Source organism: Amycolatopsis sp. lyj-109, assembly GCF_046548995.1.
GTDB lineage: Bacteria > Actinomycetota > Actinomycetes > Mycobacteriales > Pseudonocardiaceae > Amycolatopsis.
On record NZ_JAJPWR010000013.1, the window covers coordinates 109,701 to 135,539 of the forward strand.

Sequence of the window (25,839 nt, forward strand, 5' to 3'; positions counted from 1 at the left end):
CGGGGGCATCCTGGGAGGCATGGAGGGCGACGCCGACATCGCGCGCACGGCCGCGCTGTTCGCGGACCCGGCGCGGGTCCGCGTGCTGCTCGCGCTCGCCGACGGCCGGGCGCTGGCGGCGTCGGTGCTGGCCGCCGAGGCGCGGCTGTCCGCACCGGGCGTCAGCGCGCACCTGGCGAAGCTGCGGGCGGCGGGACTGGTCGTCGCCGAGAAGTCGGGGCGGCACCGGTTCTACCGGCTGGCCGGCCCGGACACCGCGGAGCTGCTGGAGACGCTGGCGCGGTGTTCGCCGTCGCAGGCGGTGACGTCGTTGCGCGAGGGAACGCGGGCGGAGGCGCTGCGGACGGCCCGGACCTGCTACGACCACCTTGCGGGCCGGCTCGGGGTGGCGGTCACGTCGGCGTTGCTCGCGCGGGGCGCGTTGGCCGGGCCTGGTGATACGCAACGGCGTCCGGGTGACCGGATTTCGGCTCCGCTGCGCGAACACCCGTACACGCTGGGTCCTTCGGCCGCTTCGGTGTTCGGTTCGCTGGGAGTGGATCTGGACCTTGCCGCGGGCCGGACGTCGTCCGCTGCTGAAGTTCTGCCTGGACTGGAGTGAGCAGCGGCACCACCTCGCGGGCGCCCTCGGCGCGGCGGTGGCGACGCGGTTCCTCGACGCGGGCTGGGTCCGGCGGCGAGCCCAGGCCCACCGCGCGCTCCGCCTCACCCCGGAAGGCTCCCAAGCTCTGCAAACCCACCTCGGCCTGCCCGCCTGACGCCGTGTCGTCCCTTCAATCACGCGTGTCGTCCCTTCAATCACGCGTGTCGTCCATCCAGGCACGCGTGATGTCCATTCGGATCCGCCAGGCCCGCGGACCGGATCGGCGAACTCGCGTACCTGGCCGGACGACACGCGTGATTAGGGGGTCGACACGCGTGATTGGGAGGTCGACACGCGTGATTGGGAGGTCGACACGCGTGATTGGGAGGTCGACACGCGTGATTGGGAGGTCGACACGGTCAGCGGTGGGCGGCGACCAGGGTGGCGTCGGGGCGGCAGCGGTCGCAGGGGGTGAAGCCGAGCTGGCGGGCCTCGCCGACGCCGATGGGGATCGTGTCGCGGGGGCCGAGCCAGGGGCAGGTGCGGAGGTGGTAGCGGGGGTACTCGTCGACGACCACGACCTCGTCGTCGAGGTCGGCCAGGACGGCGACGTCCTCGTCCGGGGTTTCTTCCACGCCCGGCTCGGAATCGGACGTCGTTTCGGTCTCGGCTGAAGCGTCGGCCGGTGCGGGCTCGGGCGTGTCGGCCGGGTCACCCAGGTCGCCGGAGGCCGGGATCAGGGTGGTTTGTTCTTCTTCGGCGGGCGACTCGGGCTCCGGCGGGGAATCAGCCGGAGCGGCGGGAGCTTCCGGTGCCGGAGGTGCGGCGGATCGGCGACGGCGGCGCAGCCAGTCGACGACCAGGATCAGCCCGGCCAGCACGGACAGGCCGATGGAAACCCACGCCCACAGCGAAGAGGCCGTGATCAGCGCGGAGACGAGCAACCCCAGAGCCGCCAGTACCAGGACCAGCACGATGTAAAGCACGCTGAATTACAACACGAACCGGACGGGAGCGAACCACGACCCGCCCACGTGCGGTACCGGATCGACTCCGAACCGTGGCACTCCCCGAAACGGGGGGTGCCACGGTTCGAGAGGAAACTCAGCCGGCTTCGGCCCGCGGGCCGAAGGAGTAACCCTGCCCGCCGCTCGTCGAGCCGGACGACTGCCCGGAGTTCGACGACGCCGACGCGGGCGCCGCGGAACCGCGGTCGTCGAGCTCACGCAGCTGGGACTCGAGGAACCCGCGCAGCCTCGTGCGGTACTCCCGCTCGATCGTGCGCAGCTCTTCGATCTTCTTGCCCAGCCCGCTCTTCTCGGAGTTGAGGCTGTTCATCGTCTCGGTGTACTTCCGCTGGGACTCGCGCTCCAGCGTGGTCGCCTTGTCGCGCGCCTGGCGCTCCAGGGTTTCGGCACGGGTCCGCGCGTCGTTCAGCATCGTGTCGACGCGGGTGCGGGCCTCGTTGACCATCGAGTCGGACTTCGCCCGAGCGTCCGAAAGCAGCTGCTCGGACTTGGTGCGGGCCTCGGCCAGCATCCCGTCGGACTCGGTCTTCGCCTCGGCGGTGAGCCGGTCGGCCATCTCCTGGGCCAGGCCCAGGACCTTGGCGGCCTGCACGTTCGGCTCCGTGCTGTCACCGACCATCGAGTGCGCCTGGGTCTGCTCCATGGCCGACTGCGGCGGCGGCACCGGCGCGAGACGCCGGGACGGCTCTTCCCGCATCGGGGGCGCGCCGACGTTCGCCTTGGCGTTCTCCAGCTCGCTACGGGTCGACTCGAGCTCCGCGTCGAGCTGTTCCATCTGCTGACGCAGTTCGTTGTTGTCCTCGATCAACCGGGCCAGTTCGGTCTCCACCAGGTCGAGGAACGCGTCCACCTCGTCCTCGTTGTAGCCCCTCTTGCCGATGGGCGGCTTGCTGAACGCAACGTTATGCACGTCAGCGGGGGTCAACGACATCAGATCACCTCACGCACTCCATGGCCTGCAGGGTCCACCCAAGTTTCCCCGATCAACTTGGAGTCGCCAGTTGCATCGCGAAGAACACAACCAACAGCAGCACCATAATCGACAAGTCCAGTCCGACGCCGCCGATCCGGACCATCGGAATGATCCGTCTGAACAATCGGACCGGCGGGTCCGTCACTGTGTAGATGGTCTCGAGCGTGACCGCAACCCCTCCGGCCGGATGCCACTCACGCGCGAAGGTCCGGACGAGTTCGACCACGATTCGCGCCGTCAGCAGCAGCCAGAAGGCGAACAGCACGTACCAGACGACCAGCCACACAGCTTCCACGTACCTACTCTAACCGGGCGCCCTCTCCGAAGGCGCAGTTGAGGGGGCTGACCCCGGATCGGGTCGGCAAAGTCACGTCTGCTTGCGCTCAGCGGTACGGCCGACTTCAGCCCCGCAAAAACAATCCGCCCTCGGCAATCCGTCGGCGGTCTTCCGCCGTGACGTCCACATCGGGCGGTGAGAGAAGGAACACCTTGTTGGTGACCTTGTCCATCGACCCTCTGAGCGCGAACGCCAGCCCGGCGGCGAAGTCGACCAGCCGCTTCGCGTCCGCGTTCTCCATCTCGGTGAGGTTCATGATCACCGGGATGCCCTCGCGGTAGTGCTCCCCGATCGCCCGCGCCTCCGCGTAACTGGTCGGGTGCAGGGTGGTGATGCGGCTCAGTGGGTCACGCACCGGCTGGCGCACGACCGGCTCGGTGACCGGACGCAGTCGCGCCACCGGCTCCGGCTGCCGGTCCATGGCGAGCGCGCCGTGGACGGCGGGCTCGGCACCGGACACAGAGCGTGACCGGCTTCGGCTGACAGGCTCGTCATACGTGTCATCGACCTCGCGGTATCGTGAACGCGACGACCGCGGCGCCGGCTCCTCGTAGGTGTCGTAGTCATCGTCGTAACCACGCCGGTAGTCGTCCCCGTCGTCGTAGCCGTCGTCGTCTGCGGGCACCATCCCGAAGTAGGCCTTCAGCTTCTGCAGCGCGCTCATGCCTCTCCCTAGCCCTAGCCGCTCCCGCACTGACTTTCGATCTCCACGCCGTCAGTGCCCCGCGCGGGCGGCCACGAAACGTGACAACCGCGCGAGCTCCCTACGGCGAGGCTAAACCGCGTCCACCGAGCAACGCGGTTCCGACACGCACACAGGTCGAGCCGTGCGTGATCGCCTGCTCGAGATCATGGCTCATCCCGGCGGAGACTTCTGCGGCATTCGGGTGATCTTTGCGCAAGCCCTCCCCCGCGCGAGCGAGCCGTTCGAAGGCGGCGGCCGGGTCCGCACCCAGCGGTGCGACGGCCATCAGGCCGCGAAGCCGCAGCTCTTCGGTCTGCGCGATTCGGGCAGCGAGCGCACCGAGCTCGGGGAGCGGGCAGCCGCCGCGTCCGGGATCGTCGTCGAGGCTGGCCTGGATCAGCACGTCGAGGGGTTCGTCACGTATCTGGGCGTCCCGGGCCGCACGCACCGCCTTCGCGAGCGCGTCGGCGAGCCGGGCCGAGTCGACGGACTGCACTTCGTGTGCCCACTCGACCACGGACCGCGCCTTGTTCCGCTGCAGCCGGCCGACCATGTGCCACCGCAGCCCCGCGACTTCGGCGGCTTTCGGGCCGGCCTCCTGGTCGCGGTTCTCCCCCACGTCGGTGACCCCGAGCTCGGCCAGCAGCGCGACGTCCGACGCGGGGAAGGTCTTCGTGATCGCGATCAGCTTGACCTCTTCGCGAGCGCGCCCGGCGGCCCGGCACGCGGCCGCGATCCGCTCCTCGACCTCGGCCAGGTTCTCGGCCAGCTCGGCCTTCCGGTCAGTGCTCATGCCGCCTCCGCGGGAAGAAGTACGTCGGCGGTCATGCCTCGATCCAGGTGATGCCGGCGATCCGCCCGGTGGTCCCGTCCCGGCGGTAGCTGAACAGCGTCTTGTCCTCGTTCGTGCACCGCGGGTCGACGCCGATCTTGCCGACGCCAAGGTCGGCCAGCTGCCGCCAGAGCCCGGCGCGCAGGTCGAGCCCCGGCGTGCCCTTGCGGGTCTTGCACGCGGTGCCGGGAACGTGTTTCTCGACGTCGGCGGCCATTTCGGCGGGGACCTCGTAGCAGTCGCCGCAGATCGCCGGCCCGAGCAGCGCTTCGATGCGCCCCACGTCGGCACCGGCCGACTGCATGGCCTTGACCGCCGCCGGGACGACGCCGACGCGCGTGCCCACCCGGCCCGCGTGCACCGCCGAGACCACCCCGGCCTCGGCGTCGGCCAGCAGGATCGGGACGCAGTCGGCGACCAGCACCACGAGCGCGACGCCCGGGGTCGCCGTCACCAGGGCGTCGGTTGCCTCGGCCGCGCGGGTCTCGGAGCCGTCGACGACGGTCGCCGTGCGGCCGTGGACCTGCTCCATCCAGGCCAGCCTGTCCTCGGCCAGGCCTAGCTCGGCGGCCAGGCGCTTGCGGTTGGCGAAGACGTCGCCCTCGTCGTCGCCGACGTGATCGCCCAGGTTGAAGGTGTCGTAGGGCGGCCGTGACGCACCGCCCGCCCTGGTCGTGACCACTCGCCGAACCCGCATGGTCCCCATCCTCCCAAACGCCGTGAAGGCCACCTTCAGGAACTACAAGTTCCTCAAGGTGGCCTTCACGAACAGCTGACTAGCGCCGCATGAACGGCGGGACGTCGACCTCGTCGTCCGACGGGTCGTCGTGCACCGGCATCGCGCGGCCGGGCAGGCTGCCCTGGGTCGCGTTGGAGCCGAGCGGCGAGTAACCGCGGGAGCCGCCGCCGGGCTGCGGGAGCCCACCGGACGACTGGTTGCCGGCGGCCGGCGGCAGCGGCGAGTGCGACCGCGGCGGCGCCACCGGGTAGCCGGAGCCGCCCGCGGACGGGACCGGGGTGGCACCCGACGGCGGCGACTGCGCGTTCGAGACCTGCCCGGCCGAGGCCGACGCGGTGCTGGACGCGCGCGAGCCGGAGCCGAAGGTCGACGGGTCCAGCTTCTTGTGCGTCGGCGCGCCGGCGTCGAACCCGGCGGCGATCACCGTGACGCGGACCTCATCGCCGAGGGAGTCGTCGATGATCGTGCCGAAGATGATGTTCGCGTCCGGGTGCGCGGACTCCTGCACCAGCGACGCGGCCTCGTTGATCTCGAACAGGCCCAGGTCCGAACCACCCGCGATCGAAAGCAGCGCGCCGTGCGCACCGTCCATGGAGGCCTCGAGGAGCGGCGAGTTGATCGCCTTCTCGGCCGCCTGGATGGCCCTGCCTTCACCGCGTGCGGACCCTATTCCCATCAGCGCCGAGCCCGCGCCGGACATGACGCTCTTGACGTCGGCGAAGTCGAGGTTGATCAGGCCCGGGGTGGTGATCAGGTCGGTGATGCCCTGGACACCGGAGAGCAGCACCTCGTCCGCGGAGCGGAACGCGTCCATCAGCGAGACGCCGATGTCGCCGAGCTGCAGCAGCCGGTCGTTCGGGATCACGATGAGGGTGTCGCACTCGTTGCGCAGCGCCTGGATGCCGTCTTCGGCCTGCTTGCCGCGGCGCTTGCCCTCGAAGGTGAACGGGCGGGTCACGACGCCGATGGTCAGCGCGCCCAGCTTGCGGGCGATCTGCGCCACGACCGGCGCGCCACCGGTACCCGTGCCGCCGCCTTCACCGGCGGTCACGAACACCATGTCGGCGCCCTTGATGACCTCTTCGATCTCTTCGCGGTGGTCTTCGGCGGCCCGCTGGCCGACCTCGGGGGCGGCGCCCGCGCCGAGGCCACGGGTCAGCTCGCGGCCGATGTCCAGCTTGACGTCGGCGTCGGACATGAGCAGTGCTTGCGCGTCGGTGTTCACCGCGATGAACTCGACACCCTTGAGGCCGACCTCGATCATGCGGTTCACGGCGTTCACGCCGCCACCGCCGATGCCGACCACCTTGATCACCGCAAGGTAGTTGTGCGGGGGCGTCATCGAAGTCCGCCTTCCTGATCGTTGTGCCCGTACAGCCCGCCGGCCGATGATCGACTCTCAACCTCAACCCCAGATCGAGAGTTATGTCAACCGCCGACGTTAGGCAGGACGGTAGGCACCAGGCAGGCTCTAATCCAGTAGGCACGCCGTGTGTCGCAAAGGTGTTTTGCCACAACACGTTCGAGCGCGCAAGAGCGACGGGCCGCGAACACCCCTTCGGCCCGATCTGCTATGGCCGATGGATCAGGCAGGCGCGGGCATGCTCATGAGGACTTCCGTGGGCGTCCCGGTGGTCGATCCACCGGCCGGTTCCACGCTCACCGCGACCTTGTCGGCGCTTCCGACACCCTCGGCGACGACCAGGCCACCCTGGTCCGCGGCCGCGATCACCCCGGCCGAGCGCGGCGCGTCCTTGCCGGTGATCAGCCAGGCTTCGTAGACCTTCCCGCCCGGCTGCGACGGCAGGCCCGCGTCCATCACCATCACCCGGTCGAGCGACCGCGACAGGACGACCGTGACGCCGCCGCCGGTGGGCGCCTCGCCGTGCGCGGTCTTGGCGTCCGGGGCCGCGAGCAGTGCCGCGACCGGCGCGAACTGCTGTTTCGCCTGGTCGAGACGGCTCTGCGCGGTCTGCAGCTCCTGCTGCTGGGTCAGCGCGATCCCGCCGAAGACCCCGCCCGCGGCGAGCCCGGCGACGGCCGCCGCGGCCGCCACGACGACCGCCCAGCGCGGGGCACGCGCCGAGCGGCGGTGCCGGTCGGGCGCGCCGGGCCGGGTGCGCGGCGGCAGCTGGCGGGTGGCGTGCATGGCCGTCATGACGCGGTCCTTGAAGTACGGCGGTGGCTCCTCGGCCATTGCCGCGCCCAGCCGCGCCGCCGTCGCGCGCAGCTCGGCGACCTCCTGCGTGCACGCATCGCACTGCTCGAGGTGGCGGGCGAACTCCGCGCGTTCGACGTCGTTGACGGCGTCGAGCGCGAAGGCGCCGGCCAGGGTGTGCATCTCCGGCGTGCTCAAGCGGTCACCCCCAGGCAGTCCCGCAGGCGGATCAGCCCGTCCCGCAGCCGCGTCTTGATGGTTCCTTGCGGCGTCGACAGCACTTCGGCCACCTCGCGATACGTATAGCCCTGGTAATAGGCGAGCAGCACGGACTCGCGCTGCAGGTCGGTCAGGAAGGACAGGCACCGGCGCACCTGGGAGCGTTCGAGCCGCGCGGTGACGGACTCGGCGACCTCGTCGAACGGGCGGCCGCGGGCAGCTTCGAAGGTCGCCTTCTGCTCGCGTTCGGTGCTCGCGCGCGCCGAGCGGACGCGGTCGACGGCGCGGCGGTGGGCGAGGGTCATCGCCCAGTTCAGCGCCGAGCCCTTGGCCGGCGCGTACCGCGTCGCGGTGCGCCACAGCTCGACGAGGACTTCCTGGGCGACCTCTTCGGACTGGGCCGCGTCCCGCACGATCCGCCGCACGAGGCCGTAGATCGGCCCGGCGAACTGGTCGTAGAGCAGCTCGAAGGCGCGCTCGTCGCCCTTGGCGACGCGCACCATGAGCTCTTCGGCCGTCGGACCGGCCGGGACTTCCGAAGGCACGGGCGCCATCCGGCGCGGGCGGGCCGGCTCATCCATGCAGCTGTCCTCCGGCGTTCTGCGGGGTGCGGGGCACGACCGCGGCCTTCCGCAGCCACAGGGCGACGCCGTGGCGGCGGATCAGCGCGGACACCCGCTGCGGGAGCAGCGGCCGGGCCAGGACCAGCCGGGCCAGCCACCGCGGGTTCACCGGGCGGCGAACTCCCCGCAGCGTAGCGACCAGCGGGGTGGCCGTCCCGCGGCGCAACGCCACGGTGAGGTCGAGCAGCGCCTCCGGGCGCGGCAGGCGCATCCGGTATTCGCCGTCCATCTCCTGGAACGGCGAGACGTAGAACTCCTTGGCCGTGCGGGCGAGCCCGGCCTCGTCGGGGTGCAGCAGGTAGGCGTGCCGGCCGCCGTAGGTGTTGTGCACTTCCGCGACGACGCACGCCAGCCGGCCGTCCGGGTCGTGGCACCAGTAGACGCTGATCGGGTTGAACACGTACCCGAGCACGCGGGCGGCGGCCAGCATCACGACCCGGCCGCCGCGCAGGTCGACGCCGCGTTCGGCGAGCCAGGCGTCCAGCTTCTCCCGGATGCCGCGCGGATCGGTGGCCGCGAAGTGGTCGCGGTGGTCGAACCGCGCGAACGGCCGCAGCCACCGCGGCAGCCGTGGGAGGTCGTCGAGGTCGACGTGCCACAGGTAGACGCGGTGGGCGAAGGCGTACGGCGGGTCGATCCGCCGCACGTGCGCGACCGTGGCGTCGTAGAGCGCGTTCGTCACCATCTCACCCCCAGGCTTTCCGCCGCGCGGGCGCCCGAGGAGCAGCCGTCCTCGTGGAAGCCCCAGCCGTGGTAGGCGCCCGCGTAGGCGAACACGCCGTCGTTGAGCCCGGGCAGCCGTCGTTGCGCGGCAACGGATTCCGGCGTGTAGACCGGGTGCTCGTAGCGCATCCGCGCGACGACGTGGTCCGGGTCGGGGCCGTCGCCGGGGTTGAGCGTGACGACGTAGCCGGTCGGCTCGTCGAGCCGCATCAGGCGGTTCATGTCGTAGCTGACCTGGACGGCGCCGGTCGGCGCGCCGCAGACGGGCGCGCGGTAGTTCCACCCGGCCCGGGCGTCGGCCAGGGACGGCAGCACGCTCGTGTCGGTGTGCAGCCAGGCCTCGTTTTCGGAGTACCGGAACGCGCCGAGCACCGCGCGCTCGGCGTCGGTCGGGTCGGCGAGCAGGGCCAGGGCCTGGTCGGCGTGCGTGGCGACGACGACCTTGTCGACGCGGTGCGGGGTGTCGGCGTCGTCGCGGATCTCGACGCCACCGGCGGTCCGCAGCACCGACCGCACCGGCGTCGACAGGTGCACGGCCGTCAGCTGCTTCGCCGCGAGCTCGACGTACTCACGGGAGCCGCCCACCACGGTCCGCCAGGCCGGCGAGTTCTGCACCGAGAGCATGCCGTGGTTGCGGAGGAACTCGAACAGGTACCGGGCCGGGTAGCGCAGGGTGTCGGCGCGGTCGGCCGACCACACGGTGGACACCAGCGGCAGCATGAAGTGGTCGACGAAGTAGCGGGTGTAGCCGCCGATGGCGAGGAACGCGCCGAGCGTGACGTCGCCGGCGTCCTTCGCCGTCAGCAGCCGCTTCGCGTGCCGATGGAACCGCTTCACCTCGGTCAGCATCCGCAGGTACCGGCCGCGGACGACGTTGCCGCGCTGGGCGAACAGGCCGCCCACGCCCTTGGCACCGGCGTACTGGAGGCCGCAGCCGTCGCAGCGGATGCTCATCGACATCTCGGTGTCGCGCGTGGCCACCCCCAGCTCGCCGAACAGCTTCAGCAGGGTCGGGTAGGTGCGCTCGTTGTGGACGATGAAGCCGGAGTCCACGCCGACCGTGCCGCCGTGGGTGCTCGGCACGTCGTGCGTGTGCGCGTGCCCGCCCAGGCGGTCGTCGGCCTCGAACAGCAGAACCTCGTACTTGCGTTGCAGCAGGTATGCCGCGGTCAGGCCGGCCACCCCGCCACCGATGACGCCGATGCGTTCTCCCGTGATCTCCACACCGGTCCTTCGAGACCGAGGCCCCGCTGGATTGCCGGAGGTTCGTGTGTTCTCTGCCGCGGCTTGTCGTGAGTGGTAATTCGGGTTAGAACCCGAATTACCACTCACGACCGTTACTCCGCGGCGAGGGTGGCGAGGCGCTCGGTGATGCGGTGGTCGAGCTCGTCGAGCGTCGCCACGGACGGGCCGATCAGCACGCCGTAGAGGCGGCCGGCGAACGCTTCGCCCGCGGCGGCGACGCCGGCCCCGGCGTTGACCGTGGCGAAGTTGTTGACGAGCAGCCCGCTCCCGGAGCCGGCGAACAGCAGGTCACCGAGCGTCTCGCGCAGCCGCGCGAACGGCAGGGGAGCGGTCAGCCGCACCGGGTAGTGCCGCGCCATCGCGACGGCGTCCCCGGGCACGAACCGCTCCTGCAGCGGCACCTGGTAGGTCGACATGTTGTTGCGGGCGTTGATCTCCAGCACCGGGAAGAGCCCGCCGTCCGGTTCGACCAGCGCGTCGACGCCGACGACGCCGTAGTAGCCGTCCCGGGCCAGCCGCGCGCCGAGTGCCTCCGCCGCGTCCCGGATCACCCGGTGCTGGCCCTCGTCGAGCCGGGCGGGCATCCGGTGTCCCTTGTGGACGCCGTGCTCGGTGATCGCCTCCTTGACGAAGTCGAACCGCACCGAGCCGTCCCGGCCCACGGTGAACTGGTAGTTCAGGTCGGCGCGCTTGTCGACCCAGGTCTCCATCACCAGCGCGAGCCGGTCGCGGCTGGCTTTCCGGGCGGACCGCTCGATCATCCGCTGCAGGCGCAGCAGCCGCTGCTCGCCGGCGACGACGGCGATGCCCTTCCCGGACACGCCGAACGCCTCCTTGACCACCACCGTGCCGCCCTCGACGAGCACCTTGGCCGCCTCCGGCACGGCGTCGGCCAGCTGGGCGGGTGTGTCGCAGATCCAGCCGGGCGGCTGCCGCAGGCCCAGCTCGTCGGCCAGCCGCCTGCTGTAGACCTTGCTGTTGACGGCCTTGCACAGCGCGGCGGGCGGCGTGGCGAGCGGAACGCCCGTGCGAGCCGCCAGGTCCTCTTCGACGGCCGACGCGCCGTGCGGCAGCAGGTGCGCGCCGTCGGCGGCCAGCTCGGTGAGCGCGGCGACGAGCGCGGGATCGGCGAGCGCGTCCTGGCTGACGTTGCGCGCCGGGTCCGGCGCCGCCACGACGTGCACTTCCGGCAGCTCGAAGCCGAGGTCGAGCAGGTAGCGGTGGTAGTCCGGGTCGGGCGCGTGCTTCAGCACGACGTGGTCGCCCTTGCCGCCCAGCAGCAGCGCGAACTCGTCCATGCTGTTGACCACCGCCGTGCTGCCCGCGGCGGACACCCGCGGCAGGCCGAGCTCGTCGGCCGCCCACAGTTCCTCGACCTCGAAATTGCCGAGGAAGACGAACGGGTGCTCGGCCGAGCCGAGCGCGGCCGTCTTGAGCCGCGCGATGAAGTTCGGGCTATCGGTGTTCCCGTCGGAGTCCACTGTGGACCTTCCCCTCAGACGACCAGGCCGCCGTCGATCTCGAATACGCTTCCGGTGATGTAGGCGGCGCGGTCGGACGCCAGGTAGGTCACCAGGTCGGCGACCTCCCCGGCGGTGCCGAACCGGCCCAGCGGGATGGCCGCGCGCAGCTTCTCGCGGGCTTTGTCCGTCATCTGCGCGGTCATGTCGGTCTCGATCAGGCCCGGCGCGACGGCGTTGACCCGGATGCCGAAGCGGCCGACCTCCTTGGCGAGCGCCTTGGCGAAGCCGATCACGCCGCTCTTGGACGCCGAGTAGTTGACCTGGGTCGGGTTGCCGTACACCCCGGACACCGAGGACAGCGTGACGACGCTGCCGCGGCGCTGCTTGAGCATGAGGAACACGGCCGGCTGGCAGACGTTGTAGACGCCGTCGAGGTTGGTCCGCAGCACGTCCGTCCAGCGGTCCTCGGTCATCGTCACGAACGCGCCGTCCCGGGTGATGCCCGCCGACGTCACCACGGCGTCCGGGACGCCGAGGTCGGCGGCCGTGGCGGCCACCCACTCGCCGGCCGCCTCGCGGTCGGTGACGTCGACCTTCGTCGCGACCGCCCGCCGCCCGAGGTCGTGCACCTCCTTGGTGAGCACGTCGGCGGACTGCTCGTCCGAGCGGTAGCAGAACGCGATGTCGTGGCCGCTTTCGGCGAGGCTCAGCACGACCGCGCGGCCGATGCCGCGCGATCCGCCGCTCACCAACGCCACCTTCGGGGCGCTCATGCGACCGGCTCGCCGAGCCGCAGCAGCGTGCACGCCACCGAGCCGTCGTCGTCGCAGGTGGTGACGACCGTGTGGTCGGCGCCGGCCCGGTCGGCGGATTCGGCGACGCTGAGGACGGCGGCGAGTTGGAACATCGCGCTCGCCGACGCCGTGTCGCCGAGGAGGTCCGCCGACGGCACCCGGCCGACGGCCGCGTCACCGAACAGCGCCCGCAGCGCCACCGTCTCGACCGGTTCGCCGCGGGAGCCGGTGAAGCCGCTCCCGGTGGCGGCCCACACCTGCTCGGGAGCGACCCCGGCGGAGGCGAGCAGCGCCCGCACCGCGACGGTGACCGTCCCGGCGAGATCGCCGTCGAGGCACACCCGGGATTCGAACCCCTCCAGGGTGCCGAGCACCCGGCGGCCGGGCGGCCGCAGGTCCGCGGGTTCGAGGAGGAACATGGCGCAGCCCTCGCCGATGACCACCGGGTCGCCGCTGCCGCGGCGGTGGTGCTCGACCCAGGCGCGGGCGGGGGAGTACTCCTCGGCGGCGCCGCAGAGCACCCGGGTCGCCCGGCCCGTCCGCAGCAGCCGCCGCGCGTAGTTGAACGCGTGCGGGCCGGTGGTCCGGCCCGCGGCGATCGTCGCGTTCGGCCCCTTGAGTCCGTGCCAGATCGCGGCCTGCCCGGCGGCGCAGTTCATCACGCAGCCGGGCACCGCGGCCGGTTCGACGTGGTCGGGCTTGTCGCCGGTGAGCGAGGCGCGGGTCAGGTCCATCATGCTCTGCACGCTGCCGGTCGTGGTGCCCAGCACGAACCCGATGTCGTCGCGCTCGTCGCCCGGCTCGACGCCGATGTCGGCGAGCAGGTGCTTCGCCGCGGCGACGGCCAGCCCGCTGACCCGGTTCATCGCCCGGGTGCCTTTCGTGCCGAGGAATTCCCGCGGCTCGAAGCCCGGGACGATGGCCGCCGTTCCCGCGGGGCCCCGCGCCCAGCGCCGGGTGTCTATTGTGGACACCGGCGACGTCCGGGTGCGGACGCCGTCGGCGAAGGAGGCGCGGTCGTGGCCGAACGGCGAGATCGCCGTCCAGGCCGAGATGACCGGGGCGGCCGGGGTTGCGATGGTCATGCGACCGCCTCCCGCGGGCCGTCGTAGCGGCCGATCAGCACGACCGAGTTGTTGCCGCCGAAGGCCCAGCCGTTGTTCTGCACGATCCGCAGGTCCGCCTCGACCGCCACGTTGGGCACGCAGTCGACGGCGCACTCGGGGTCGGTCTCGACGTGGTTGATCGTCGGCGGGATGAAGCCCTCGGTGATGGCGACCGAGCAGCCGATCGCGGCCAGCGCGCTCGCGGCGCCCATCGAGTGGCCGAGCATCGACTTCATCGACACCACGCGGGGCGTGTCGTCGCCGAACAGCTCGCGGATCGCCGCGGCTTCGGTCTTGTCGTTGGCATGGGTTCCGGTCCCGTGCGCGGAGATCAGGTCGACCTCGGCGGGCTTGACGCCGGCGTTCGCCAGCGCCAGCTCCATGCACCGGGCGATGCCGCCCTGGTGCGGGGCCACCGGGTGGTGGGCGTCGCAGGACAGGCCGTAGCCGAGCACTTCGCCGTAGATCCGGGCGCCGCGCGCGGTCGCCGACTCCAGGCTCTCCAGCATCAGGATGCCGGCGCCCTCGCCCGTCAGGATGCCCAGCCGGTTCTTGTCGAACGGGCGGCAGAAGTCCGGCGCGATGCTGCGCAGCCGGTAGAAGGAGGTGAACGTCTTGCGGCAGACGGCGTCCGCGCCGCCGCACAACGCGAAGTCGGCTTCCCCGAGCCGGATCGCGTCGAACGAGTGGCCGATCGCGTAGTTGCCCGCCGAGCAGGCCGTCGCGATGCTGCCGACCTCCACATTGGACAGCCGCAGCTCGTGGGCGATCGAGGTGGCGAGCCGGCCGGCCGACGTGCGCCGGGCCAGCCGCGGGCTCATCGCCTCCGGTCCGCCCGCGATGTCCAGCGAGACCATGCTGTCGAGCTCGTGCGACTCGCCGTCGGTCGTGCCGACCGACAGCAGGCAGCGCGCCTCGCGGAGCACGTCGAGGTCGATGCCGGAGTCCGCCACGGCCAGCCGGGCGGCGGCGGTGGAGAACCGGCTGGCGCGGCCGAGCGAGTCGATGTCGACGTTGCGGATCCAGCGTTCCGGCTCGAAGCCGATGACCTCGCAGCCGTTGTTGTGCTCGAACCCGGTCGTGTCGAAGACGCTGATCGGCCGGACGTTGCTGCGCCCGGCGCGCAGCGCCGCCGTGAATTCGTCGATGCCCGTGCCCAGGCTGGAAACCACCCCGCAACCGGTGATCACCACCCGCCTGCCGGGTGCGGTGGACTGCGTTGAAACCGGGGCTCTGCCCCGGGCCGGGGGCTCCGCCACCCGGAACCCCCGATACTGTTCGCTCATCGGATTTCCCTTACCAGCCCGCGGATTCCGCGACGACCTCGTAGGCGCTGTCGAGGTCGATCATCCGGCGGAACTGCGCCTGGTCGATCGTGACACCGAACTCCTTCTCCAGCGCCGCGAGGACATCCATCAGCGTGAGCGAGTCGGCTTCGTGGTCCTCGATGAAGTTGCTCGTCGGGGAGAGCTCGTTGTCCTCGAGCTCGAGGTGCTCGCGGACGATCGCGCGGATCTGTTCCCTGCGCTCGGACACTGCCGCTGTCATGACGACTCCTGTACCGTATTCGGACGAACTTCGGCCTCGCCGGGAAACTAGCCAGCGCAGATGACCGCACTCTGACCGAACGCTGACGAAGGCCGGCGTCGGTGAGCCGTCAGCCGTCCGTCATCCGGGTGCGCCATGATCATGCCCGTCGATCACGGAAGGGGAGTGGATGAGCCCGGAGGGTGTCCGTGGAGTTCTTCGGCAACGACAGCAGGGACGGCCGGTGGTCGCGCCGTCCCTGCTGAGGAATTGAGCTGTGCGGTTCAGTCGAGCATGCAGTCCTGGACCAGGATGGCCTGGTACAGCTGCCGCAGCGCCCGGCCGGGTGAGAGGCCGAGCTCGCTGCCGAGCCACTTGCTGGTGTGGTGGAACACCGACAGCGCCTCGCTTTGCTGGCCGGTGCGGTAGAGAGCGAGCATCAGCAGTTCGCTGAGCCGTTCCCGGCCCGGGTTTTCGGTGGCCAGCTGCCGCAGTTCGTGCACGATGTCGTGGTGCTGTCCCACCGCCAGCCGGGCGGCGATCAGGTCTTCCTGGACGGCCAGCCGCCGCTCGTTGAGGTGCGTGGCCGCGGCCCGGCAGCGCACCCCCTCCTGGACGTCCATCAGGGCCGGCCCCCGCCACTGCACCAGGGCTTCCCTCAGGATGCCGGTGGCTTCCTGCGGTGCGGAGGCGACCAGCGACGTGCCGCGCCGCGCGAGTTCGAGGAATCGGTGCGAGTCGATCGCCTCGGCGGCCACCTCCAGCTGGTAGCCGCTGTAGGTGGTCCGGACGATCTCCTCCCCGCTCGCGTCGGTGATCGGCTTGAAAAGCCGCCGCAGTCGTGCGATATTCGCTTGCAATGCGTTGCGGGAGTTGGCGAGTGACCGCGGGCCCCAGAGCTCGTCCGCCAGTTGCTCGTAGGACACCGGACGGCCCGGCGACAGTGCCATCATCGCCAGCAAGGTCCGCACCTTCTTTGCGCGTATCGAGTAAATTCTCCCATTCGATCTTATTTCCATGGCGCCCAGTAGTTCGATTTCCACTTCGATCGACCCCCAGATTCGGGCAGCCCGATACCCAACGGCCGGGCCATCCGAAGATGTATTTAGCGCAAGATAGTGGCAGAGGGCCCGTGGCTTAGGTACCTCCGTTCGGACCAGTGAAACGCCGAACTCGTCAGTAGTATCACTTCGTGGACAGTTTGACTCGGGATGTATTCGGACATACCCGGGATGGTGGTGTTAGCACCACCATTAATGGTGGTGTCAGCACGTCGGAGGTCCGGCTGATCTTCGCTGGTGAGGCCCCTGCGATCGACGGCGCCGGCTTGGCTGCTTGCACGAAGGGCAAGAGTGTCATTGCGCCGCGAAACCCCGCGCTGACCGTGCGGTCGGCGGCGGCAAGCGGCTGGTCCGGACCGCGCTGGAGGCGGGTGCGGAGGTGTGCCGGGCAGTCCGGCGGGCGGGGTGCCGGCGGCCCGGCGGCGGTCGGCGGCAATGGGAACACAAACATGAATCTGTTTTCATCCGGCTAATAAAATTTGCGGGCGCGAGGAGCGGGTTCGGCGGTCGTCCGGCTTTGTCCGGGCCTTTCGGTTCGTTGGTGAACGACGTTAACCGAGTTTCGAAACAAGCCGGCACCGGGAGGGGTGCGCGGACCGTGCCGGCAAAGGTGCCGAGCGGGGTTCGCCACCCGGTCTCGCGGACTTCTCGGCCGGGCGAGCCGGTGGCCGGGATTTCGCGGCGTGACTGCGGCCGGCCTGGCAGGGCCTGTGATGGTTTGGTTACGTTGCGTGTTCGAGTCACGTGTCCGTGGCCCGAGGTGGCTTTTGGCGTATCGATCGGCCGATTCGACCCGGCTCGTGGTCTGTCGGCCACAATGGACAGTCTGCGTCGGCGTGTCGTTCACCCTCGCGCTTATCCGGCGGCGGGTCCTGAATTCCCGTGATATCCTGGTCGTGTTCGGACCGCTCGATTACCGACAATCCCGCCCGGCCGGCGAGATCTGCCTCGATCCGACGTCTTTTCCCCGTTTTCCGGCGCCTTCGAACCGCCCTGCTGCATGTCCGGTGTGACGCACGAGCCCGCTGTTCCACGCGAGCGTGCGCGTGGACCGATGTGAAGGGGAATGTCCATGAGTGACACAGTTCTGGCCCAGGCCGCCAACATCAACCCCGGCCTCGCCGCCATCGGGTACGGGCTGGGGGCGATCGGCCCCGGAATCGGCGTCGGCCTGATCTTCGCCGCCGTCATCAATGGTACCGCGCGACAGCCGGAAGCGCGTGGGAAACTGCAGACGATGGGCTACTCGACGTTCGTGCTGAGCGAAGTCCTCGCGTTGATCGGGGTCGTTGTGTATTTCATCGCGTCCAACCGCTGAATCCGCGCCCGCACCCGGCCGATCCGGCCGGGCGCGGGCGACGGCGTGCCGCGGGCGGCGGGAAAGGCGGTGTTCGTGGCGGGAACTGCCCGCGGTGGAGTCGGGGGCGCGGGCTCGGGTCGGCCGGTGGTGTTCGTGGTGGGGCTGCCCACGGTGGCGTTCAGGGCGCCCAGCGAAGTCGTGGTGACCGCCGAACTGCCGGTGGCGGCGGCGAATTCGGCGACGTGGCCGGCGGAGCGCAGGCGGGCACAGCTGCCCGCGGGCAGCCGGCTGCGCACCCAGGCGAAGGTGACGACCAGCACGGCGAGCGCCGGCCGCCGGCTGGTGACGACGGCCCGTTCCGGCTGGGCGTCGACCGGGCCGCACCGGTACCTGGTCGTCGGCGTTCCCTTCCCGCTGCCCGGTTTCCCGGCCGCGCTCTTCGCGCCGGGCAAGGTCCGCGGTCGGCGCAGCGGTGTGCGAGCATGCGGTGGTGGACAACCTGGCGGGCGCCACGGAGACGGCGGTGATCGTGCCGGTCCCGGCGGCGGACGCGGTGGTGGGCCCCTACCGGCAGGCGTTGGACCACTCGGCGTGTGGGGCGTCCCGGCCCACGTCACGGTCCTCACCCGTTCGTCCCGCCCGACCGGATCACCGCGGCGGTGGTGGGCGACCTGAAGGCCGCGGTGGCCGAAACCGGCGCCTTCGAGTGCGTGTTCTCGCGGGTCGCGTGGTTCGGGCAGGAGGTGGTCTGGCTGGCTGCCGACTCGGCCGAGCCGTTCCGGGCGCTGACCGAGCGGGTGTGGCGCCGGTTCCCCGAGTACCCACCGTACGGCGGGGAACATCCCGACGTGATGCCGCACCTGACGATCGGGAGCACGCGCCGGGCCGGCGCCGCCGCGCTGAAACGGGCGGCCACCGAGGTCGGAGCGAAGCTTCCGATCCGGGTCCGGATCGACCGGGTGCGCTTGATCGCCGGCGCCACGAGCCCGGACTCGTGGCGCACCGTGGCCGAGTGGCGGGCTAACTCGAGCGCATCAGGATGAAGTCGCCGTGGCCGCCGTAGCCGAGGACGTCTTCGGCGTACTGGGTCCCGTCGAACGTCGGCAGCCACCAGCGGTTGCCGATCTTCACCAGCATCGGGTGCGGGATGTTCGTGCCGTACGGGGCGTTCAGCGTGCCGACCTTGCGCAGGCTCAGGTCGTACACCGGGTACTCGCGGGCGTCGCCGTCGCTGGCGAACAGGTACCAGCGGCCGCCCACGCGCTGGAGGATCGTTCCCTCCGTCTGCTTCACCGACACGTCGGCGCCCAGCAACGTCAGACCCTCGTCGTAGTCCGCGCCGCGCGGGGCCGCCGCCAGGGCCGGGTGGAACACGAACGCCGGTTGCTGGGCCGGGCTCTCGACGAACGCGATGTGCCAGCGGCCGTCGATCTTCGTCAGGGCCGGGTCCCACGAACTGACCGTCGTCGGCAGCGGCAGCCGCTCGGTGGGCAGGACGTGCACGCCCGAAAGCACGTCGGCGCGGGTGACCGTGTGGCGCACGTGGACGCCGGTGAACGAGAAATCGCCCCAGGAGCTCATCAGCAGGATGAAGCGGTCGCCGTCGCGGACGATCTGGCCGGCGTGGTCGCCGAGCACGACGCCGTCGCGGGCGAAGAACAGGGTCGCCACCTGCTCCAGCTTCGTCGGGTCGGCCAGGTCGAGCGTCCAGACCGCCCAGTGCGCCTGCTGGAAGAACCCCAGGCCGGCGTTGGTCATGGTCAGGTAGAGCTTGCCGTGCCGGATGTAGGGCCGGCCGTCGGCGTGCTGCACGACGTGCGGGTCGCGGACGCCGGCCTGGCCGTAGTACCCGGCCCGGACCCGGCCCAGCCGCGCCGGCCCGCGGCTGCCGTAGGCGTAGCCCAGCCGGCCCAGCACGGCCGGGTCGCGCAGGTCGATGCGCGCCCGGACCTGGTCGCGCTCGGTCAGCAGCGGCCGCCAGCCGGTGCCCTGGTCGGCCAGTACCGTGACCGCGTTCTCGTTGACCACCACGGCGAAGCCGAACGGCGCCCGCAGGTCCGCCGGCGCGGTCTTGACCACGGTGGTGCCGCCGGCCGTGGTGATCTCGATGGCCGCCTGCCCGGCGGCGGCGTCGTAACTGCCGAGCACCGAAACCCCGGCGCCGGCCAGCCCGGCGACGACGGGCGCACCGGCGTCGAGCACCTGCACGGTCACCGTCCCGTAGGGCGCCTTCGGCCGGATGCCGGTCTTGACGAGCGTGCCGGGCCGGGCGGGGGAGTCGAACTGCACGAACTTCGGGGCGATCAGGTCGAACGGCCGGAACTGCTCGGCGACGGCGAACTTCAGGTCCAGTGGGCCCCCGGCCCGGGGCGCAGCCCCGAGTGACACAGCCGGCTTTTCGGGGGTCCCGGTGGCGAAGCCCCCGGGCGACACAGCCGCTTCGGCGGTGCCGCCGAACAGGCTCGCCGTCACGCCGGTCACCCCCAGCGCGGTCAGGGCACGCAGCACGTCGCGTCGATCGAAGTCGGTCACCTTTGACCTCCGGGGTGGGGACGGCGGAGTCCCAGTTTGCAACGTGGCATGCAACGTGGCAACCGCCGTCGGGCCTCAATCCTCGACGAGGAACTCCAGGAGCCCGCCCGCCAGCTCCCCGGCCGGGCGCGCCCACTGCCGGCGCAGGGCGCGGAAGAGGGCCGCGGCGCGGGTACCCGGCCAGTCCGGCGGCAGCAGGGCCGGCGGCAGGACCGGGTCGCGGCGGATCAGCAGGAGCCATTCCGCGCCCAGCCGGATGCGGCGGGAGAGCTCGTCGCCGGGTTCGCCGGGTGCGCTTTCACTCCAGCGGCGGAGGAACTGCTCGTAGCCGGCCGCGATCCGGGGCAGGTCCCAGGCTTCGCGGGCGATCCGCGCGGGGTCGGTCCACATGAACGGTTCCGCGCGGAACACCTCGGCGTGGTCGAGGAGGTCGAGTTCGGCCAGCGCCGGCGCGATGTCGGCGGCCGACGCCGAGACCCACAGCCCGCTGCGCAGCGGCCCGAACCCGAACCAGCCCAGCCGGGTGCGCAGGGCGTACCGGTCGGCGCGCCGGGTTTCCGGCACCGAGAACGTCAGCAGCGTCCACCGGCCGTCCCAGTGCCGGTCGACGATGTCGCCGTCGAGCTTGCGCTGCCCGTCGCGCAGCACCGCCGTGCCGTGCGCGGTGAGGCCCAGGAATGCCTGCCGTCCGCGGCGGACGGTGTGCAGCAGGTCGCGGCGGCTCATCCGGCTCAGGGTCGCCCGCGTCGCGTGTTCGCCGACGCCGAGGCGGTCGAGCGCGGCGATGACCCCGCCGGTCGAGACGGCGATCCCCCGGTCCAGGACGTGGTCGCCGAACAGCGTCAGCAGCAGGGCCTCGGGCCGCACGCCCGGCGCGCTCTCGTCCTCCGCCCACCCGGCCGCTTCGAGCATGCGCCACCTCCTGCCGTGCCGGATTCTTCGCTGTTTCCACGACGATCATCAATCGTTTGTCCGGCATTTCGAGGGTATCACCGAGTTCGAAAGTTTCGGTATCGCGGAATAGTCGATGAATTGTTGACGGTCGTCGTCGATCTGCCTAACCTCAGTCGCGAGGGGGATCGCCGACCGGAGGTCACCGATGAGTGGATTCAGAACGGCGTTCGTGACCATGGCCAGTGCCCTGCTGCTGGCCGTCACCACCGCCGTGGTCCCGGCCCCGGCGTCGGCCGCTTCGCTGGTGGAAGTGACCGGCTTCGGGAACAACCCGGGCGGGATGCGCATGCACGTCTACGTGCCGGACACGCGGCCGGCCAATCCCGCGATCGTCGTCGCGATGCACGGGTGCGGCGGTTCGGGGCCCGGGTTCTATTCCGGGAGCGAATTCGCCTCGCTGGCCAACCGCTACGGGTTCCTCGTGATCTACCCCAGCGCCCAGCAGCAGGCCGGGTTCGGGAAGTGCTTCGACACCTGGTCGGACGCGGCGAAGCGCCGGGGCGGCGGCAGCGACCCGGTTTCGATCGTGTCGATGGTGACCTACGCCGAGCAGCGCTACGGCGGCGACCCGAACCGCGTCTTCGCCACCGGCTCGTCTTCGGGCGGGATGATGACCAACGAGATGCTCGCCCTCTACCCGGACGTGTTCAAGGCGGGCGCGGCGTTCATGGGCGTTCCCTTCGCCTGCTTCGCGAACGCCGCGGACTTCCCGCCGTGGACGAGCAAGTGCACCGGCAGCGGCGGCGCGAACCGCACGCCCCAGCAGTGGGGTGACGCGGTCCGCCAGGCCTACCCCGGCTACACCGGTCCCCGCCCGCGCGTCCAGCTGTGGCACGGCACCGCCGACACGCTCGTGCCGTATGCGCTGCTGCAGGAGGAAATCGAGCAGTGGACCAACGTGCTGTCCCTGAGCCAGACGCCGACGTCCACCGACACCCCGCAGTCCGGCTGGAACCGCCGCCGTTACGCAGACAAGGTCGAGGCGTACAGCATCCAGGGCGCCGGGCACAGCCTGCCCTCGACCGGGATGGCCGCCGCCGCGATCGCCTTTTTCGGGTTGTCCTGACCGCGGTGATCGATTCGCCGGCGAGGGTTCGACCCTCGCCGGCGAAACGGCTCATTCGAGGGGTTCGGCGGCCGGGAGGCGGACGACGACGTCCAGCCCGCCGGCCGAGCGGGCGGCAAGGGTGATCCCACCCCGGTGCGCGGCGACGATCGCGTCCACGATGGACAGTCCGAGGCCGATGCCGCGGTCGGTGTGGATCCGGGTGCCGTTGCCGCGGACGAACGGCTCCCGGAGCCGGTCGAGGGCCTCCGGCGCGATCGGCGCACCGCTGTTCCCGATGCGCAGGAACGCCCACCCGTCCCGGCCGCCGGTGGTGACCTCGACGTGGCCTCCGGAACGGTTGTGGCGGACCGCGTTGTCGACCAGGTTGCCGCACAGGCGTTCCAGCAGGACCGGTTCACCGCGGACCGGCGCGGGCCGCAGGTCGGCTCGCACGGTGAGGTCCACCCCGTCGAGGCTGCTCGCCACGACCTCGGCGAGGTCGACGCGATGCCGGACCCCGGCACCCGCCTGGCTGCGGGCCAGCGCCAGGAGCCCGTCGAGGGTACGCCGGCTCTGCTCGACGGCGGTCAGGACGTCGCCGGTCATGGCCAGCAGTTCCTCGATACCGGGTTCGCTGTCGAGGGTGACGTCGATGGCGGTACGCATGGTGGTGAGCGGGGTGCGCAGCTCGTGGGCGGCGTTGGCGGTGAACATGCGCTGGCTCGCGAGCACCCGGTCGCGTTCGGCGACGCCGTCGGAGATGCGGTCCAGCATCCCGTTCACGGTGCCGGCCAGGGTGGCGAGCTCGTCGTGGGGCGTGGTGACCGGCACCCGCTCGGACAGGTTCTCCGCCGAGAGGCGTCGTGCGGTGGCCGAGATCGTGCGGATGGGGCGCAGCACCCGCCCGGCCACCAGCCACCCCACGACCGCGGCGAGCACCGTCACCACCGCGAGCGCGATCGCGGCCTGGACGACCAAGTCGGTGAGGGTGACCGCCTGGATCGAGGGCGGCAACGGCGGTATCCCGGCCGGCCCCGGCGACGGGCCGAGGGTGATGATCGATACCCGGTGGCCGCCGCTGCGGCGCATCAGCAGGTAGGTGAGCGTGGTCAAGAGGGCGCCGGCGGCGAGGACCAGTGCGGCGTAGAGAATGGTGAGCCGGCCGCGGGCGGTCACGCGACGATCCGGTAGCCGGCGCTCGGCACGGTCTCGATGGGCGGCGGGTCGCCGAGCTTGCGCCGCAACGTGCCGACGGTGATCCGGACCGCGTTGGTGAACGGGTCGGCGTGCTCGTCCCACACCTTGTCCAGCAACGTTTCCGCGCTCACCACCGCGCCGCCGGCGGCGAGCAGGTGCTCCAGCACGCCGAACTCCTTGGGTGTCAGGTGCAGGAGCCGGCCCGCGCGCTCCGCGGTGCGCCGCGCGGGATCGAGCACCACGTCGCCGGCGCGCAGGACCGGCGGCATCGCGGGCGCGCTGCGGCGGGACAGGGCCCGTACCCTGGCGACGAGCTCGGAGAACGCGAACGGCTTGCCGAGGTAGTCGTCGGCGCCCAGCGTGAGCCCCTCGACCCGGTCCTCGACCGTGCCGGACGCGGTGAGCATCAGGATCCGCGCCGCGCCGTGCCCGGCGAGCTCGCGGCACACCGTGTCCCCGTGCACGACGGGCAGATCCCGGTCCAGGACGACGACGTCGTAGGGCGTGGCCACGCACTTGTCCAGCGCGGTGCGCCCGTCGAACGCGACGTCGACGGCGAACCCCTGCTTGCGCAGTCCGGCCGCGACGTACTTGGCCAACGGTTGCTCGTCCTCGACCAGCAGCACCCGCACCCGGGCAGTGTCCCGTGCGCGACATATGGATCACGTATGGGCCGGCGATCGGTCCTCGATCGGCCGTGCTCGGTAGACCTTCGGCCATGACCACGACACGACGATCCGCACTGGGCATGCTCGGCGCTTCCGGTGCGTTGCTCGCCACCGGTGCCGTCGCCGGAGCAGCTTCCGGCCCCGCCGTCACCCCCACCTCCGTCGACGTGCGCGCGTTCGACCGTTTCGTCAAGGAACAGGCGGCGATGGACGCGTTCTCCGGCAGTCTGCTGCTGGTCCACCGGGGACGGCCCGTGCTGGCCAGGTCCTACGGGCGGGCGAACGACGCCGCTCCCAACGGCCCGGACACCTTGTTCGCCATGGCCTCGGTGACGAAGCTCTTCACGGCGGTGGCCATCGCCCAGCTCGCGCAGGCCGGCAAGCTCGCGTACACCAGCACGCTGGGCACTTTCCTGAGCGGTTTCCCCGCCGAGATCGCCGATACCGTGAAAGTCCACCACCTCCTCACCCACACCTCCGGCCTCGGCGACACCTTCACGATGCCCGGGTACCTGGCGGAAGCGCTCACCTGGACCGACGTCGACCAGGTGATGAACGGCACGACCGATTACATCCGGCGGACTTCGCCGGAGTTCGCGCCGGGAGCCGGGTCCCGGTACAGCAACGCCGCCTACCACTTGCTCGGCGCGATCGTGGCCCAGGTGTCCGGGAAGTCCTACTACGACTACGTGCGTGAGCACGTGTTCCGTCCGGCCGGCATGACCACCACGGACTTCTACACCAGGCCGCAGTGGCACACGGATCCCCGCATCGCCCACCCCTATGCGAAGCAGCCGTCCGGCGGACGCGCCGACACCATCGACCAACGGCTGTACGTCGGCACTCCCGCCGGCGACGCCTTCGCGACGTGCGCCGACATGGCGCGCTTCGCCTCCGCGCTGCAGGGTGCGAAGCTGCTCGACCGTGCCTTCACGGGCATCACGCTGAGCGGCAAGGTGCCGCCTCCGCCGCAGCCCGGGCCGCCGCCCGGCGGGACGCCCGGGGGCCCGCACGTCGCCTTCCAGTGCTACGGCCCGGTGACGCTGCTGGTCGGCAACCAGTGGGTGACCGGCCACGGCGGTGGCGCCCCGGGCACGTCGACCGACCTTCAGCTGTACCCCGACACCGAGTGGGTGACGGTGATCCTGAGCAACTACGACTACGACGGCGGGCCCCCTCCGGTCGTGAAGAAGGCGCGCGACATCATCACCGCGTGAACCGGCGCCGTCAGGCGGTGAGGACCTTCAGGGCGGCGGCGTGCACCCCGGGCGCGGCGGCGAGGTAGCTCGTGCCCGCCAGGTCCCACGGGCCGCCGTCGAGACCGGTGACGACCCCGCCGGCTTCCTGGACCAGCAGCACACCCGCGGCGTGGGACCGGACGTTGTCGAACTGCCAGTGCAGGTCCATCCGGCCCGCGGCGACCTGGGCGAGCTGGTGGCTGACCGGCACGGAGATCCGCACGTACAGCGCGGCCTCGGACATCGCGGCGAACGAGGTGCCCATCCGCGCGAACAGGCCGGCGTCCTGGCCGGGCTGGGCCTGGCCGGTGCCCGCCAAAGCGCCGTCCAGCGACGTCTTGGCGGAGACCCGCAGCCGCTCGCCGTTGAGGTGGGCTCCGCCGCCTTCGGTGGCGGTGAACATCTCGCCGAGCACCGGGAAGTAGAGCACGGCCAGCACCGGGCGGCCGTCGCGGACGAGGCTCACGCCGACGTTCCATTCGGGCATGCCGTGCACGGCGTTGACGTTGCCGCCCATGGGGTCGATGAGCCACCACTCGCCCGCGGGCAGCGGCCCGGATCCGTGTTCGTCGTCGAGCCAGCGCGCCTCCGGCCGGATGGCGGCCAACGCCGGCCGCAGCACGTCGGCGACGGCGGAGTCGTTGTCGTGCAGGCTTTTCAGCAACTCGGTCAGGCCGGGCTGCCGGGTTGCGGGCGAGTAGCGCGCCAGCATCCGGTCCCCGGCGGCGCGGACGGCGGCGGTGGTGGCGGTGAGCAGGTCCTGGGTCATCTGTCCTCCGGTGCCTGTGGTGAATGTGATTGTCTTG

Annotated in this window: 27 protein-coding genes and 1 pseudogene; 6 read left to right on the plus strand and 22 right to left on the minus strand. The window is 71.2% G+C overall.

All coding sequences use genetic code 11. The features are described 5' to 3' along the window. The first annotated feature begins 19 nt into the window (after positions 1–19). A pseudogene (locus ACLJQF_RS27815) lies at positions 20–758 on the plus strand (ArsR/SmtB family transcription factor). Positions 759–1,002: 244 nt separating this feature from the next. Here ACLJQF_RS27815 and ACLJQF_RS27820 read toward each other — a convergent pair. From ACLJQF_RS27820 to ACLJQF_RS27900, 17 genes are all read right to left on the minus strand, one after another. Beyond that, a complete protein-coding gene (locus tag ACLJQF_RS27820; RefSeq protein ID WP_410612956.1) occupies positions 1,003–1,569 on the minus strand; it encodes a hypothetical protein in 567 nt (188 codons plus the stop codon). 118 nt (positions 1,570–1,687) lie between these two features. Beyond that, on the minus strand, positions 1,688–2,542 hold the full coding sequence (locus ACLJQF_RS27825) for a DivIVA domain-containing protein (protein ID WP_086845971.1): 855 nt from the start codon (positions 2,540–2,542) through the stop codon (positions 1,688–1,690). Between the two features lie 52 nt (positions 2,543–2,594). Continuing rightward, complete coding sequence (locus tag ACLJQF_RS27830) at positions 2,595–2,870, minus strand: YggT family protein (protein ID WP_013224824.1); 276 nt, start codon at positions 2,868–2,870, stop codon at positions 2,595–2,597. Between the two features lie 115 nt (positions 2,871–2,985). Next, positions 2,986–3,585, minus strand: a complete 600-nt coding sequence (locus ACLJQF_RS27835; protein ID WP_410612958.1) for a cell division protein SepF — start codon at positions 3,583–3,585, stop codon at positions 2,986–2,988. Positions 3,586–3,685: 100 nt separating this feature from the next. Further along, a complete protein-coding gene (locus tag ACLJQF_RS27840; RefSeq protein ID WP_410612960.1) occupies positions 3,686–4,399 on the minus strand; it encodes a YggS family pyridoxal phosphate-dependent enzyme in 714 nt (237 codons plus the stop codon). 31 nt (positions 4,400–4,430) lie between these two features. Further along, positions 4,431–5,135, minus strand: coding sequence for a peptidoglycan editing factor PgeF (pgeF, locus tag ACLJQF_RS27845; RefSeq protein WP_410612962.1), 705 nt, complete (start codon positions 5,133–5,135; stop codon positions 4,431–4,433). 79 nt (positions 5,136–5,214) lie between these two features. Continuing rightward, the gene (gene ftsZ, locus ACLJQF_RS27850; protein WP_410612964.1) at positions 5,215–6,519 is read right to left on the minus strand and encodes a cell division protein FtsZ; all 1,305 of its coding nucleotides are present in this window, start codon (positions 6,517–6,519) and stop codon (positions 5,215–5,217) included. 243 nt (positions 6,520–6,762) lie between these two features. Then, positions 6,763–7,518 (minus strand): anti-sigma factor domain-containing protein, encoded by a 756-nt coding sequence (locus ACLJQF_RS27855; protein ID WP_410613267.1) that lies wholly within the window; start codon positions 7,516–7,518, stop codon positions 6,763–6,765. Between the two features lie 11 nt (positions 7,519–7,529). Beyond that, the gene (sigK, locus tag ACLJQF_RS27860) at positions 7,530–8,135 is read right to left on the minus strand and encodes an ECF RNA polymerase sigma factor SigK (RefSeq protein ID WP_410612966.1); all 606 of its coding nucleotides are present in this window, start codon (positions 8,133–8,135) and stop codon (positions 7,530–7,532) included. Further along, a complete protein-coding gene (locus ACLJQF_RS27865; protein WP_410612968.1) occupies positions 8,128–8,862 on the minus strand; it encodes a DUF1365 domain-containing protein in 735 nt (244 codons plus the stop codon). Before ACLJQF_RS27865 ends, sigK begins: the two co-directional genes overlap by 8 nt. Continuing rightward, entirely contained in the window at positions 8,856–10,124 is a 1,269-nt protein-coding gene (locus ACLJQF_RS27870; protein ID WP_410612969.1) for an NAD(P)/FAD-dependent oxidoreductase, read from the minus strand. The genes ACLJQF_RS27865 and ACLJQF_RS27870 overlap by 7 nt, the downstream gene beginning before the upstream one ends. Positions 10,125–10,237: 113 nt before the next feature. Continuing rightward, the gene (locus ACLJQF_RS27875) at positions 10,238–11,626 is read right to left on the minus strand and encodes an ATP-grasp domain-containing protein (RefSeq protein WP_410612971.1); all 1,389 of its coding nucleotides are present in this window, start codon (positions 11,624–11,626) and stop codon (positions 10,238–10,240) included. 14 nt (positions 11,627–11,640) lie between these two features. Continuing rightward, positions 11,641–12,357: a 3-oxoacyl-ACP reductase FabG gene (gene fabG, locus ACLJQF_RS27880; RefSeq protein ID WP_410612973.1), complete on the minus strand. Its 717-nt coding sequence runs from the start codon at positions 12,355–12,357 to the stop codon at positions 11,641–11,643. 20 nt (positions 12,358–12,377) lie between these two features. Next, positions 12,378–13,487: a beta-ketoacyl synthase N-terminal-like domain-containing protein gene (locus ACLJQF_RS27885; RefSeq protein WP_410612975.1), complete on the minus strand. Its 1,110-nt coding sequence runs from the start codon at positions 13,485–13,487 to the stop codon at positions 12,378–12,380. Further along, positions 13,484–14,698 carry a beta-ketoacyl-[acyl-carrier-protein] synthase family protein gene (locus tag ACLJQF_RS27890; RefSeq protein WP_410613269.1) on the minus strand — a complete coding sequence of 405 codons (1,215 nt, stop codon included), beginning with the start codon at positions 14,696–14,698 and terminating at the stop codon, positions 13,484–13,486. The genes ACLJQF_RS27885 and ACLJQF_RS27890 overlap by 4 nt, the downstream gene beginning before the upstream one ends. A gap of 106 nt (positions 14,699–14,804) precedes the next feature. Then, the gene (locus ACLJQF_RS27895; RefSeq protein ID WP_410612976.1) at positions 14,805–15,056 is read right to left on the minus strand and encodes an acyl carrier protein; all 252 of its coding nucleotides are present in this window, start codon (positions 15,054–15,056) and stop codon (positions 14,805–14,807) included. Positions 15,057–15,319: 263 nt separating this feature from the next. Continuing rightward, positions 15,320–16,054, minus strand: a complete 735-nt coding sequence (locus ACLJQF_RS27900; RefSeq protein ID WP_410612978.1) for an AfsR/SARP family transcriptional regulator — start codon at positions 16,052–16,054, stop codon at positions 15,320–15,322. Between the two features lie 1,114 nt (positions 16,055–17,168). On the opposite strand from ACLJQF_RS27900, the gene ACLJQF_RS27905 reads away from it, so the two are divergent. From ACLJQF_RS27905 to ACLJQF_RS27915, 3 genes are all read left to right on the plus strand, one after another. Beyond that, positions 17,169–17,414, plus strand: a complete 246-nt coding sequence (locus ACLJQF_RS27905) for an ATP F0F1 synthase subunit C (RefSeq protein WP_310969886.1) — start codon at positions 17,169–17,171, stop codon at positions 17,412–17,414. A gap of 126 nt (positions 17,415–17,540) precedes the next feature. Next, positions 17,541–18,071, plus strand: coding sequence for a hypothetical protein (locus ACLJQF_RS27910; protein ID WP_410612980.1), 531 nt, complete (start codon positions 17,541–17,543; stop codon positions 18,069–18,071). Beyond that, positions 18,059–18,439, plus strand: a complete 381-nt coding sequence (locus ACLJQF_RS27915) for a 2'-5' RNA ligase family protein (RefSeq protein WP_410612982.1) — start codon at positions 18,059–18,061, stop codon at positions 18,437–18,439. Before ACLJQF_RS27910 ends, ACLJQF_RS27915 begins: the two co-directional genes overlap by 13 nt. Here ACLJQF_RS27915 and ACLJQF_RS27920 read toward each other — a convergent pair. Then, a complete protein-coding gene (locus ACLJQF_RS27920; protein ID WP_410612984.1) occupies positions 18,417–19,928 on the minus strand; it encodes a hypothetical protein in 1,512 nt (503 codons plus the stop codon). The two genes, ACLJQF_RS27915 and ACLJQF_RS27920, sit on opposite strands and share 23 nt — an antisense overlap. Positions 19,929–20,003: 75 nt before the next feature. Further along, positions 20,004–20,840 (minus strand): PaaX family transcriptional regulator C-terminal domain-containing protein, encoded by an 837-nt coding sequence (locus ACLJQF_RS27925; RefSeq protein ID WP_410612986.1) that lies wholly within the window; start codon positions 20,838–20,840, stop codon positions 20,004–20,006. A gap of 187 nt (positions 20,841–21,027) precedes the next feature. On the opposite strand from ACLJQF_RS27925, the gene ACLJQF_RS27930 reads away from it, so the two are divergent. Next, a complete protein-coding gene (locus ACLJQF_RS27930; RefSeq protein ID WP_410612988.1) occupies positions 21,028–21,948 on the plus strand; it encodes an alpha/beta hydrolase family esterase in 921 nt (306 codons plus the stop codon). Positions 21,949–21,999: 51 nt separating this feature from the next. Here the strand turns inward: ACLJQF_RS27930 and ACLJQF_RS27935 are convergent, their stop codons facing one another. Then, positions 22,000–23,106, minus strand: coding sequence for a sensor histidine kinase (locus ACLJQF_RS27935; protein ID WP_410612990.1), 1,107 nt, complete (start codon positions 23,104–23,106; stop codon positions 22,000–22,002). After that, a complete protein-coding gene (locus tag ACLJQF_RS27940) occupies positions 23,103–23,759 on the minus strand; it encodes a response regulator transcription factor (protein WP_410612992.1) in 657 nt (218 codons plus the stop codon). The genes ACLJQF_RS27935 and ACLJQF_RS27940 overlap by 4 nt, the downstream gene beginning before the upstream one ends. A gap of 86 nt (positions 23,760–23,845) precedes the next feature. On the opposite strand from ACLJQF_RS27940, the gene ACLJQF_RS27945 reads away from it, so the two are divergent. Continuing rightward, complete coding sequence (locus ACLJQF_RS27945) at positions 23,846–25,012, plus strand: serine hydrolase domain-containing protein (RefSeq protein ID WP_410612994.1); 1,167 nt, start codon at positions 23,846–23,848, stop codon at positions 25,010–25,012. A 10-nt stretch (positions 25,013–25,022) separates the two neighbouring features. Here the strand turns inward: ACLJQF_RS27945 and ACLJQF_RS27950 are convergent, their stop codons facing one another. After that, on the minus strand, positions 25,023–25,802 hold the full coding sequence (locus ACLJQF_RS27950; protein WP_410612996.1) for an inositol monophosphatase family protein: 780 nt from the start codon (positions 25,800–25,802) through the stop codon (positions 25,023–25,025). Between the last annotated feature and the right edge of the window lie 37 nt (positions 25,803–25,839).

Coding starts and splice junctions, on each gene's coding strand:
- ACLJQF_RS27825 (WP_086845971.1), bottom strand. CDS start 2,542: ATGTCGTTGACCCCCGCTGACGTGCATAACGTTGCGTTCAGCAAGCCG.
- ACLJQF_RS27930 (WP_410612988.1), top strand. CDS start 21,028: ATGAGTGGATTCAGAACGGCGTTCGTGACCATGGCCAGTGCCCTGCTG.
- ACLJQF_RS27900 (WP_410612978.1), bottom strand. CDS start 16,054: ATGGAAATAAGATCGAATGGGAGAATTTACTCGATACGCGCAAAGAAG.
- pgeF (WP_410612962.1), bottom strand. CDS start 5,135: ATGCGGGTTCGGCGAGTGGTCACGACCAGGGCGGGCGGTGCGTCACGG.
- ACLJQF_RS27885 (WP_410612975.1), bottom strand. CDS start 13,487: ATGACCATCGCAACCCCGGCCGCCCCGGTCATCTCGGCCTGGACGGCG.
- ACLJQF_RS27925 (WP_410612986.1), bottom strand. CDS start 20,840: ATGCTCGAAGCGGCCGGGTGGGCGGAGGACGAGAGCGCGCCGGGCGTG.
- ACLJQF_RS27895 (WP_410612976.1), bottom strand. CDS start 15,056: ATGACAGCGGCAGTGTCCGAGCGCAGGGAACAGATCCGCGCGATCGTC.
- ACLJQF_RS27865 (WP_410612968.1), bottom strand. CDS start 8,862: ATGGTGACGAACGCGCTCTACGACGCCACGGTCGCGCACGTGCGGCGG.
- ftsZ (WP_410612964.1), bottom strand. CDS start 6,519: ATGACGCCCCCGCACAACTACCTTGCGGTGATCAAGGTGGTCGGCATC.
- ACLJQF_RS27945 (WP_410612994.1), top strand. CDS start 23,846: ATGACCACGACACGACGATCCGCACTGGGCATGCTCGGCGCTTCCGGT.
- ACLJQF_RS27905 (WP_310969886.1), top strand. CDS start 17,169: ATGAGTGACACAGTTCTGGCCCAGGCCGCCAACATCAACCCCGGCCTC.
- sigK (WP_410612966.1), bottom strand. CDS start 8,135: ATGGATGAGCCGGCCCGCCCGCGCCGGATGGCGCCCGTGCCTTCGGAA.
- ACLJQF_RS27835 (WP_410612958.1), bottom strand. CDS start 3,585: ATGAGCGCGCTGCAGAAGCTGAAGGCCTACTTCGGGATGGTGCCCGCA.
- ACLJQF_RS27950 (WP_410612996.1), bottom strand. CDS start 25,802: ATGACCCAGGACCTGCTCACCGCCACCACCGCCGCCGTCCGCGCCGCC.
- ACLJQF_RS27840 (WP_410612960.1), bottom strand. CDS start 4,399: ATGAGCACTGACCGGAAGGCCGAGCTGGCCGAGAACCTGGCCGAGGTC.
- ACLJQF_RS27855 (WP_410613267.1), bottom strand. CDS start 7,518: ATGCACACCCTGGCCGGCGCCTTCGCGCTCGACGCCGTCAACGACGTC.